Source organism: Bacteroides faecis MAJ27 (assembly GCF_900106755.1).
Taxonomy (GTDB): domain Bacteria; phylum Bacteroidota; class Bacteroidia; order Bacteroidales; family Bacteroidaceae; genus Bacteroides; species Bacteroides faecis.
Window position 1 is genome coordinate 34594 of the sequence record NZ_FNNN01000025.1, and the last position, 11719, is coordinate 46312.

6 protein-coding genes are annotated in these 11719 nt (G+C 44.4%); 5 read left to right on the forward strand and 1 reads right to left on the reverse strand.

The window, feature by feature from the left end; translation table 11 throughout:
• The first annotated feature begins 76 nt into the window (after positions 1 to 76).
• The gene (locus BLW31_RS18610; RefSeq protein ID WP_010536441.1) at positions 77 to 4186 is read left to right on the forward strand and encodes a hybrid sensor histidine kinase/response regulator transcription factor; all 4110 of its coding nucleotides are present in this window, start codon (positions 77 to 79) and stop codon (positions 4184 to 4186) included.
• On the opposite strand, the gene BLW31_RS18615 is transcribed toward BLW31_RS18610, so the two are convergent.
• A complete protein-coding gene (locus BLW31_RS18615) occupies positions 4176 to 5549 on the reverse strand; it encodes a sigma-54-dependent transcriptional regulator (RefSeq protein WP_010536442.1) in 1374 nt (457 codons plus the stop codon). The two genes, BLW31_RS18610 and BLW31_RS18615, sit on opposite strands and share 11 nt — an antisense overlap.
• An 89-nt stretch (positions 5550 to 5638) precedes the next feature.
• Between BLW31_RS18615 and BLW31_RS18620 the strand changes: the two genes are divergently transcribed.
• The 4 genes from BLW31_RS18620 (at position 5639) to BLW31_RS18635 (ending at position 11619) form a co-directional block, all read left to right on the forward strand.
• The gene (locus tag BLW31_RS18620) at positions 5639 to 6478 is read left to right on the forward strand and encodes a peptidylprolyl isomerase (protein ID WP_010536443.1); all 840 of its coding nucleotides are present in this window, start codon (positions 5639 to 5641) and stop codon (positions 6476 to 6478) included.
• Positions 6479 to 6483: 5 nt separating this feature from the next.
• Positions 6484 to 7722 (forward strand): M16 family metallopeptidase, encoded by a 1239-nt coding sequence (locus tag BLW31_RS18625; protein ID WP_010536444.1) that lies wholly within the window; start codon positions 6484 to 6486, stop codon positions 7720 to 7722.
• An 85-nt stretch (positions 7723 to 7807) separates the two neighbouring features.
• Positions 7808 to 9166 (forward strand): MATE family efflux transporter, encoded by a 1359-nt coding sequence (locus tag BLW31_RS18630; RefSeq protein ID WP_010536445.1) that lies wholly within the window; start codon positions 7808 to 7810, stop codon positions 9164 to 9166.
• 20 nt (positions 9167 to 9186) lie between these two features.
• Complete coding sequence (locus tag BLW31_RS18635) at positions 9187 to 11619, forward strand: hybrid sensor histidine kinase/response regulator (protein WP_010536446.1); 2433 nt, start codon at positions 9187 to 9189, stop codon at positions 11617 to 11619.
• The last annotated feature ends 100 nt before the right edge of the window (positions 11620 to 11719 follow it).

An 11719-nucleotide genomic window follows, 5' to 3' on the forward strand; every position in this document is an offset into this window, starting at 1 on the left:
AGAAGTCCATTTCTTCATTCTATTTTTTGTATGTTTTGACTTAATTTCGTTTATTTGCTATAAATTGATTAATAGAATGAAGCACTTAAATCTAATTCTGACACTTCTGATTCTGATCTGTTATCCGCTGCATCCTGCTTATGCTTTTTTTGATAAAGATATTCAATTGCTGACGATGAGGGATGGATTGGCAGATAACACGATTCCTTGCATATATAAGGATGAAGACGGATTTATGTGGTTTGGTACGGATAACGGATTAAGCCGTTATGATGGAAAAACGATTCAGAACTTTAAGCCTGCTGAGGCTTATGTCTCAGTTTCCGGTATTGTGAGGTTGTCAGATGATCTTTTAGGTGTCGTATCTGATGGATTTCTTTATTACTTCAACCGAAAGCTGGAAACTTTTCTTCCGAAATGCGTTGATTCTGCTATTTCGACAGGTGTTACTCATGTCTTAGTTGCTGATGATTCTTCCTATTGGGGAATATCAGGAAGCAGGCTGATACTTTATCAATGGGAGATAGAACAAGGTGAGGAAGAGGGAGAATATGCTGTTCGGGTAAACATACAAAAGGAGTTTCAGTTATTAGAGGAAAAAACGGAGCTCTTTTCTTCTATCTGTTATCGTGAAGAAGATAAGAACGGGATATGGCTGACTACTAATCGGGGGAATCTGATTCTGTTTCATCCGGATACTCCGGAATCGTATCAAAAGATATCGTTGGCAGACGGAAAACCGTTACAAGTTACTTCCATTTTAAATAAAGACGGTATCGTCTGGATTTCAACCATTGCCAAAGGTATTGTACGCTATCATACGAAGTCGGGACATATTGACCGAATTTCGTTTGGTGGAACAGGAAAGGAGAATCTCCTTTCCCATACAGATGTTTATCAGATTGTATTTGTTGGTAACAATCGATATCTGGCAGTGACATGGGGTGGCTATACACTATTGATGCCGGATGAAAAGCAGCCGGAAGAATTGACATCAGAGATTTATAGCAATACACATACGCAGATTTACCGGAATCTGGAAACGCGTATGATTTCTGCTTATTATGATCCGAATGGCCTTCTTTGGATTGGAACTAATGGGGGAGGGGTGATGTATTCGGATTTGAGGTCACAGTTCTATGACCGTTATTATCAGGACAGACATAACGAAATATGCAGTATCCTTCTGGATGATAATCATCGAGTGTGGTTAGCGACCTATCATAAAGGAATCATGCGAAGTGACATGCCATACGTACAAGGGAAAAAACTTAGTTTTTCTAAAGTAGATACAGGAAGTGGAAAATCCGAAGAAACGATGTTATGTGCTCTGGAAGACGCAGACGGAAATCTGTGGTTTGGCAATATAGACGGCACTTTGACTGTCTGCCACATCCGGACCGGTCGTTTTGTTGTTCATTCATTGTTGGTGGATGGTGTTGCCAACAGGGCTTCGGTATGGGCTTTATATATGGATAATAAGAACAGGCTCTACGTAGGTACGGGCGATGGGCTGCTGTTGTATAATCATCAGGAGAGTACATGCGTCAAGTTATCTGCTGAACGGTATTTGAATGAGAAAAGACAACCCTTTATCCGTGCGATTGTTCAGACCAAGGATGGGACAATATGGCTGGGGACAAGTAATATGGGAGTTTGCAGATTGGTTGAATCTGCTTCCGGAGATATATCCGTAGAAAACGGATATGAGGGAAGAATGAATATGGAATATCGTTCGGTACGCTCATTACTGGCATCTTCGGATGGAAATTTATATATAGGTTATACGGATGGCTTTGCTGTCCTGTCTCCCCGAGAGAATTCAATCAGCGCGCATTATACAACGAATAACGGATTGTGCAGTAACTTTATCGGCTGTATGGCAGAAGACAACGAGGGGCATGTCTGGCTGGGAAGTAACTCCGGCATATCGCGTTATGGCCGTCGCCAGCATCTTTTCTATAACTACTACATAGCGGGTAGTAACCGTTCTGCTATATTCAGTGATAAGACTTTATTCTTCGGGAATAATCAGAGCCTGACTTATTTCAATCCGGAGGAAATAAATGCTTATCCAACGAATGAGCGTGTATTGATAACTGGTTTGGAAGTTGATAACCGTCCTGTTGGGATAGGGGAAAAGGTAAATAATCAGATTATACTCAATCAAATAATCTCTTCTGCAGAGCGGATTGTACTGGATAATGATAATAGGGACTTCTCCTTGAGTTTCAATAACTTGTCCTATTCGGATGAACGACAGAAATATAACTACCGGCTTTTACCTTATCAGGGGAATTGGCTGATCTCTGATGAGGGAGAGAGAGCTTCGTATACCAATCTCCCTGCCGGAGATTATGTGTTTGAAGTGAGGAATATTTATCCGAATGGTGAGACTGGGGAGGTAACTTCATTGAAGATTGTTATTCTCCCTCATTGGAGCCAGACTTTTGTTTTTCGGCTTTTCGTCTCTCTGTTATTGTTGGGAGGAGTAGCTTATGGAATGCGGTTGATAAAACTTCGCCAAAAACGAATGGAACACGAAATGCAGATGAAGCATGAACTGCTGACGGTCAGCCTGGAGCGTGAGAAAGAACATCAGATACGTGTGGAACGTGAGAACTTTTTTACGGGAGTTGCCCATGAACTGCGTACACCGCTGACTCTGATTCTTGCTCCGGTGCAGGAACTGATGAAACGGTATAGTCCGTCGGAGGACTTTTATAAGAAATTGCAACTCATATATAAGAATGCGACTTCACTGCATACTTTAGTCGATCAGTTGCTTTATATACAAAAGATAGAGGCTGGAATGGTCAGGCTTCAATTGTCAGAGACTGATTTGGTGCAGTTGGTTCGTAATGTGTCGGAACCGTTCCGGCAGATGTCCGAAATTAGACAACTGCACTTTGATGTTGATTTACCCGATGAGAGGCTTTTGTATTGGGTAGATGAGGGAAAGATTACTTCGGCTGTGCAGAATCTTCTTTCTAATGCCTTTAAGTATACGCCTCCGGGAGGACATGTTCTGCTCTCCGTATCTCCTGCCATGAGAAACGGTCAAGGCTATTGCCGGATAACGGTTTCGGATACGGGTGCGGGGATTCCGGAAGAGTTGCAGAAACATATTTTTGAATCGTTCATAACAGGCGATAATAGACCGGAAATGTCAACAAAGGCAGGAGTGGGACTACATATTGTGAAGACTACGATGGACTTGCATCATGGATTGGTTACTTTAAAGAGCGTGCCTGATGAAGGGAGTACCTTTGCCCTTTATATTCCCGAAGGAAAAGCGCATTTTGCAAAAGATACTTATGAGCTTGTAGACGCTCAGCAGGAAAAAATAAAGGATGAGGATTTGGAACCAGAGTCGTTTTCTCCGGCGTCGGAAAATAATGTGCAGGAGGCGGGAGTTAAAAAGAGTCTGCTGATAATAGAAGATAATGAAGATGTCCGTGAATATATCCGGAGCTTATTTGCTTCCAGATATACTGTCTATGAAGCCGGGGATGGGGAGGAAGGAGTGCGGGTGGCAAAAGAACAGTTGCCCGACCTTATAATCTCGGATGTGATGATGCCCGTAAAAGACGGTTTTACTTGCTGTCGGGAAATTCGTAGGCAGCAGGAGACTGCTCCTATTCCTATTCTGATGTTGACCGCTAAAGCGGAGGATATTGATATCATGCAGGGCTGCAATAGCGGAGCGGATGATTATATGATGAAACCGTTTAATCCGGAGGTATTAAAAACAAAAGTGGATAACTTGATTTTGCAGCGTGAGCGATTGAAACGGATTTATACAAAAGCTCTGATGCTGAAACGGAAGTCAGAAGAAGGAGAGAAAGAAGATGCCTTTTTGCAGCGGCTTATCTCTATAATAGAAGCCAATCTTTCTAATGTAGACTTTAATGTAAAGATGTTGGCGGAGCAATTGAACATGAGTCAGCCAACCTTATACCGGAAGGTGAAACAGCGCAGTGAATTGTCGGTTATTGATATGATCCGCAGTATACGTATAAGCAAGGCGGCAACATTAATTCTGGAGAACCACTATTCAATTCAGGAAATCTCGGAAATGGTTGGGTATTCCGACACCCGTACTTTGCGTAAGCACTTTATGGAACAGTTTGGCGTATCCCCCTCTAAATATATAAATAGCGCTGATTTATATTCTATAGGTTGATATTATATAGTTTCAGTTTATTATATAATGTCTTCCGGTCGATATTGAGCAATTGTGCTGCCTTACTTTTATTATTTCCGGTCTGGCGCAATGCTTCCAGAATGTGTTCTTTCTCCGTCTCTTCATTGCGTAGCGCCATACTTGCCGGACAAGCAGTAGTCGTCTCCAGCAATTCGGTTCCTAATTCAAGAAGAGTGATGAAACTGCCTTGTGCCAGTAAAGTAGCTCTTTTAACGATATTCTTCATCTGGCGTAAGTTGCCCGGCCAGTGATAGTTGAGCAAAGCTTGTGATGCTTTCGAGTCGAAACCGATCAGGTGTTTGTCAAGCTCCTTGTTTGCCTGGTCGAGGAAGAAATTGGCAAACAGCAGTATGTCTTCTTTTCGTTCTTTCAGGTCGGGCATCCGCAGGGTAAATTCGTTGATACGGTGGAAAAGGTCTTCACGGAAAGTTCCCTTTTCGATGGCCTGTTCCAGATTCTCGTTGGTAGCAGAAACCAGACGGATATCAACCGCTACTTCCTGTGTGGAACCGACCGGACGGATCTTTCTCTCTTGCAGGGCACGGAGAAGTTGTATCTGCACCTCATAGCCGAGATTGCCTATCTCATCCAAAAAGATAGTACCGCCATTGGCTGCAACAAACGCTCCTGTTTTGTCAGTCAGTGCTCCTGTAAAAGAGCCTTTCACGTGACCGAAGAATTCGGATGCGGCTAATTCTTTGGGAATCGAACCGCAATCTACCGCGATAAACGGTTTATCGTTTCGTTTACTCAGTTGATGGATACGGTGTGCCACATACTCTTTTCCCGTTCCGCTGGAGCCGTTGATCAGTACGGACATATTAGTTGGAGCGACCAGACCTACATAATTATAGAGTTGCTTGGCGGCATCACTTTCTCCTTCCAGATAAGCATGATGAGTCTCGGCATTATTGGAGGATACGGCAGAAGTACTTTTTTTTGCAGGGGCTTTGGCAGTGTTATGAACGGCTGAGGTTTCTTTCGCTTGCAAAGCTTCCGACATTTTTTTCAGCAATTCTTCCGGGTTCACCGGTTTGGCAACGTAGTCACGTGCTCCCAGTTTCATAGCCTGCACTGCCGATTGGATATCGGCATAGCCGGTCATAATAATCAAAGGTATATCGATTCCCTTTTCGTTCATCCACTTCAGAAGATCGATACCATCGTGATCGGGTAAACGCAAATCGGACAGGATCAAGTCTGCTCCTTGTCCTTCAATGTGCTTCTGGGCACGGGCAATGTTACTCACTGACGATACTTCAAACCCTTTTTTTCCTAGCCAGGTTTTCAGCATCATTCCGAAAGTGATATCGTCTTCAATAATTAATATGGATTTCATCATACTCTCTTTTGCCTCTTTTTAATGCTGCAAAGGTAAGAGGATTTGGGCGAAAGTAGTATATTTGCAAACTTAAATTAAATAAAAGTGTTATGAAAAAGATTGCATACTTACTATTAACCATATCGTTTTGCGGACTTACAGCCTGCAAAACCGGAACAAAAAAAGGAGGAAATATGGACAACGAAACGTTGGTTAAGATTGAAACAACCTTGGGAGACATCAAGGTTAAGTTGTATAACGAGACGCCTAAACATCGTGATAATTTCATTAAACTGGCGGAAGAGGGTGTTTATGAAGGAACGCTGTTCCATCGTGTTATCAAAGATTTCATGATTCAGGCAGGTGATCCGGATTCAAAGAATGCACCGAAAGGAAAGATGCTGGGAGCAGGAGATGTGGGTTACACACTTCCGGCTGAGTTTGTATATCCGAAGTATTTTCACAAAAAAGGTGCTTTGTCGGCTGCCCGTCAGGGAGACAATGTGAATCCGAAGAAGGAATCTTCCGGTTGCCAGTTCTATATTGTAACAGGTAAAGTCTACAATGATTCCACTTTGCTGGGCATGGAAAGCCAGATGAATGAAAATAAGATCAATGTTATTTTCAATACATTGGCTCAGAAGCATATGAAGGAAATCTATAAGATGCGGAAAGAGAACGATGAAAACGGTCTCTATGAATTGCAGGAAAAACTTTTTGCGCAGGCTCAGGAAGAAGCTGCCAAGCAACCGGAATTTCATTTCACACCGGAGCAGGTCGAGGCTTACACGACAGTAGGAGGTACTCCGCATTTGGACGGCGAATATACGGTCTTCGGCGAAGTGGTAGAAGGGATGGATATTGTGGATAAAATCCAGCAGGTGAAAACCGACCGTAGCGACCGCCCCGAAGAAGACGTGAAAATAGTAAAAGTAGAAGTACTAGATTAAGTAGAATGAAGATTAACAGGCATATTCTGGATAATGGGTTGCGTTTGGTACACTCGCAGGACGAAAGTACACAGATGGTAGCTCTTAATATATTATATAATGTGGGAGCACGCGACGAACATCCCGAACATACCGGCTTCGCCCATTTGTTCGAACACTTGATGTTCGGAGGTTCGGTGAATATCCCCGATTATGATATGCCGCTGCAACTGGCAGGCGGTGAGAATAATGCCTGGACCAATAATGACATCACCAATTACTACCTCACTGTACCCCGGCAAAATGTAGAAACCGGTTTTTGGCTGGAATCTGACCGTATGCTGAGCCTCGATTTCAGTGGGCGGAGTCTGGAAGTACAGCGTGGAGTAGTAATGGAAGAATTCAAGCAACGTTGCTTGAATCAGCCTTATGGAGATGTTGGTCATCTTTTGCGCCCTTTGGCATACCGGACACATACTTATCAGTGGCCTACCATTGGGAAAGATTTGTCGCATATAGCCAATGCGACACTGGAAGAAGTGAAAGCATTCTTCTTCCGTTTCTATGCCCCGAACAATGCAATCTTGGCTGTAACGGGGAATATTGCTTTTGAAGAAGCAGTCGCATTGACGGAGAAATGGTTTGGGCCTATCCCTCGCAGGGAGGTTCCTCAACGGAATCTTCCGCAGGAACCGGAGCAGACGGAAGAAAGGCGGTTGACGGTAGAGCGAAACGTACCCCTTGATTCTTTATTCATGGCGTATCATATGTGCAGCCATGATCATCCGGATTATTATGCTTTTGATATATTGTCGGATTTGTTGAGTAACGGTCGTTCCAGTCGTTTGAATCAGCATCTGGTGCAACAAAAGCAACTGTTTTCAAGTATTGACGCTTATATCTCCGGTAGTGTGGATGCCGGATTATTCCATATCTCCGGCAAACCTTCGGCAGGTGTATCGCTGGAACAGGCGGAAGCGGCTGTGCGTGAAGAACTGGAGCGTTTGCAACAAGAACCTGTAGACGAACAGGAACTGGAAAAAGTAAAGAATAAATTCGAATCGACACAGATATTCGGCAATATCAATTATTTGAATGTCGCTACCAATCTGGCATGGTTCGAACTGTTAGGCAGAGCGGAAGACATGGAAAAGGAAGTGGACCGTTATCGCGCTGTTACTGCCGGACAGTTGCAAAGAGTTGCCCAGTCTGCTTTCCGGCAAGAGAATGGAGTGATACTTTATTATAAAAAACAAGTGTCCTGATTCTCTCCTTTGGAGTGGGACATTTTATAGAGGCAACATCGGGATGCAAAGTTGCCGGGATATGCGATTAACTACGGAAAAATAAATGAGAAATATCTATAGTATATATAAGGAACATTACAAGGCACTGCTCTCTCTCGGATTGCCCATTGTAATCGGGCAAATAGGAGTTATCGTGCTTGGTTTTGCCGATACGTTGATGATTGGACACCATAGTACGATAGAACTGGGTGCTGCCTCCTTCGTTAATAATGTATTCAATCTGGTGATTATTTTCAGCACAGGTTTCTCGTATGGGCTGACTCCTATTGTAGGAGGCTTGTATGGAACTCATCAGTATGCTCCGGCAGGACAGGCATTGCGCAACAGTTTGCTGGCAAATTTATTGGTAGCACTCTTACTCACAATTGCTATGACTGTCCTTTACTTCAATGTGGAGAATCTGGGGCAGCCGGAGGAACTTATTCCTCTGATTAAACCTTATTATCTGGTTCTGCTGGCTTCACTTGTCTTTGTGATGCTTTTCAATGGCTTCAAGCAGTTTACGGATGGAATTACGGACACTAAAACTGCCATGTGGATATTACTCGGTGGAAACGTACTGAATATCATTGGTAATTATATCCTGATATACGGAAAGCTGGGCTTGCCGGAAATGGGTTTGCTGGGTGCCGGTATCAGTACGCTGTTCTCGCGTATCGTGATGGTGATCGTGTTTGTTATTATCTTTATGCGGAGTCCGCGTTTTCTTCGTTTTAAACTCGGCTTTTATCGTTTGGGATGGTCTAAAACTATCTTCGGACGTTTAAATTCTCTGGGCTGGCCGATTGCTTTTCAGATGGGGATGGAGACAGCTTCGTTCAGTTTGAGTGCGGTGATGATTGGCTGGTTGGGCACGATTGCACTGGCTTCTCATCAGGTCATGCTGGCCATTTCTCAGTTTACTTTCATGATGTATTATGGGATGGGAGCTGCTGTAGCTGTCCGTGTGAGTAACTTTAACGGGCAGGGCGATATACTCAATGTACGTCGTTCGGCTTATGCCGGTTTTCATCTGATGATGGCGTTGGGTGTTGTGCTTTCTTCTATTGTATTCCTTTGCCGCAATTATTTGGGAGGCTGGTTTACCGACAGCACCGAGGTGGCGGCTATGGTGACTTCACTGATTTTCCCATTCTTGGTATATCAGTTTGGCGATGGATTGCAGATTACCTTTGCCAATGCTTTGCGTGGAATCTCAGATGTGAAATTAATGATGCTGATTGCCTTCATTGCTTATTTCCTCATTTCGCTTCCGGTCGGTTACTTTTGCGGATTTGTGCTGGAATGGGGGATAATAGGTGTCTGGATGGCATTTCCTTTTGGGTTGACCAGTGCCGGTCTGATGTTATGGTGGCGTTTCCATCAGAAGACGAAACTTCCGTCCCCGATTCAAAATAAATAATTCAAAATCTTTATTTGCCTATGGCTTCCTTCCGCTTCACCAAACTGAAAATAACCATTGGCTATATTTTGCTGTTGGCGATTCTTCTCTTTTCTCTGGTGTTTGTGCATCAGGAAATGGAAACACTGTCGGCTGCAGACGATCAGCAGAATCTGAGAACAGACAGTCTGCTGACCCTTCTTCACGAAAAGGACCAGAATACCCTTCAGATGCTGCGGGTATTGAGCGAGGCGAATGACAGCTTGCTTTCCGCTTCAGAAATTGAAGAAATCATCTCCGAACAGCAGGATTCGGTGATTACCCAGCAACGGGTACAGCATCGGGTCATTACCAAACGCGATTCTTTGATAACTACCCCCAAAAAGAAAGGCTTTTTCAAACGCTTGGGGGAAGTGTTCGCACCTTCTAAAAAAGATACTGCCGTGTTGGTCAACACTTCTCTGGAAGTGGCTACCGATACAATTCTGGAACCTGTTAAGTCGGCGGATTCTCTTCAGCATAAGATTCGCATGGCTACCGAAGAGAAACGCTTGCAACGGCGAAGAACGATCCGGCGTACCAGTACGAGGTATCAGCGGATGAACACACAGTTGACCGCAAGAATGGATAGCCTGATTAAGGGGTATGAGGAGAAAATGACTGAACGTGCCCGTCAGGATGCGGCACTTCAGCAGGAGGTGAGGATGCGTTCGGCAAGCATCATTGCAGGCATCGCTATTGGTGCTGTATTCCTGTCTGCTTTTTTTCTGATTCTGATCATGCGGGATATCACTCGCAGCAATCGTTATCGAAGCCAGCTTGAAGAAGCGAATAAGCGGGCGGAAGATTTGCTTGTCGCCCGTGAAAAGCTGATGCTTGCTATTACCCATGACTTCAAGGCACCGTTGGGCTCTATCATGGGATATACGGAACTGTTGTCCCGGCTGACCGAAGATGAACGGCAACGATTCTACCTGGACAATATGAAGAGCTCTTCGGAACATTTACTGAAGTTAGTAAGCGACTTGCTTGATTTTCACCGTCTCGATCTTAATAAGGCAGAAGTGAACCGGATTGTTTTTAATCCGTCCCAGCTATTTGAGGAAATCCGTGTTTGCTTTGAACCGCTGACAGCGGCAAAAGGCTTGGTATTGCAATGTCATATTGCTCCGGAGCTATCGGAGAAGTATATCAGTGACCCTTTGCGCATTCAGCAGATTGTGAATAATCTCTTGTCCAATGCTGTGAAATTCACTCAGCAGGGTGAGATAACGTTATCTGTCAGTTATGATGCTTCGAAGCTGACCATTGCGGTCTCGGATACCGGAAAAGGCATGGCGTCAGAAGATCGGGAACGTATTTTTCAGGAATTTACCCGCCTTCCCGGTGCGCAGGGAGAAGAAGGATTCGGGCTGGGATTGTCTATCGTACATAAGTTGGTTCTTCTGCTTGAAGGTACCATCGATGTGCAAAGTACCTTGGGAAAAGGAAGTTGCTTCACTGTCGTGTTGCCACTCTTTCCGGTAGGTAAGTCGATTGTGGAGAATAAGCCTTTTGGAAGCAGAATCAGAAAAATACCGGCAGGTGCAGAGGTTCCCGGAGAGGATGCTTCTTCTGAAGAGAATACATTGAATGAAGAAACAGACGCTATCCCACCTATGAAGGTTATCCGTGTGCTTCTGATTGATGATGATAAGATTCAGCTGAACCTGACTGCTGCCATGCTGAAGCAACATGGCATTGATGCAGTCTGTTGTGAACAATTGGAGGAACTGACAGAACAATTGCGTTCTTCAACTTTTGATGTACTGCTGACTGATATACAGATGCCTGCTATCAACGGCTTTGATCTGGTAAAATTATTGCGTGCCTCTAATATCCCTCAGGCCCGTAATATTCCGGTAATTGCTGTCACGGCACGCAGTGAAATGGATGAAAAGGCGTTGCATGAACATGGCTTTGCCGGATGCCTGCACAAGCCTTTTACAGTAAAAGAACTGTTGCTGACCTTGAATGAAGGTCAGATGGCGGCTGATGAGGCACATATAACACACGATATGCAACTGACAACAGATGCACTACCTGAAGAGAATCCCTCGACAGAGATTGATTCAAAGCGTGAAAGTGCTCATCCTTCATTCAATTTCTCTGCACTTACCGCCTTCTCGGAAGATGACCCGGAAGCAGCACGTTCCATTATCCGGACTTTTGTCGAAGAGACCGGAAAGAATGCCGAACGGATGCAGCAGGCATTGGTTGACAGGGAGGTGGACGGAATTGCCGCCATGGCTCATAAACTGCTTCCTCTTTTTATTTTAATAGGTGTTTCTGAGTCAGTTGCTCCATTAAAATGGCTGGAGTCTTGTCGTGGAGAAGCGTTCTCCGATGATATAGAAAAGACTGCGTTGGAAGCGCTGGAGGCAGTTCGCAAAGTGATTCGCGCTGCTGAAGATTATGGTCTGGAGGCATGTTAGATCTCAGCTACTATGTGCTTCAGGTTAAGCTCCCGGTGTACGACCTGTGCCACTCCGTTGTCACACTTGTGCCAAGGGCTTGGCACGGTTGTGCCAAAGG

Excerpts from the sequence above, each read along its gene's own strand:
- BLW31_RS18610 (WP_010536441.1), top strand. The coding sequence starts at position 77 with ATGAAGCACTTAAATCTAATTCTGACACTTCTGATTCTGATCTGTTAT.
- BLW31_RS18615 (WP_010536442.1), bottom strand. The coding sequence starts at position 5,549 with ATGATGAAATCCATATTAATTATTGAAGACGATATCACTTTCGGAATG.
- BLW31_RS18620 (WP_010536443.1), top strand. The coding sequence starts at position 5,639 with ATGAAAAAGATTGCATACTTACTATTAACCATATCGTTTTGCGGACTT.
- BLW31_RS18625 (WP_010536444.1), top strand. The coding sequence starts at position 6,484 with ATGAAGATTAACAGGCATATTCTGGATAATGGGTTGCGTTTGGTACAC.
- BLW31_RS18630 (WP_010536445.1), top strand. The coding sequence starts at position 7,808 with ATGAGAAATATCTATAGTATATATAAGGAACATTACAAGGCACTGCTC.
- BLW31_RS18635 (WP_010536446.1), top strand. The coding sequence starts at position 9,187 with ATGGCTTCCTTCCGCTTCACCAAACTGAAAATAACCATTGGCTATATT.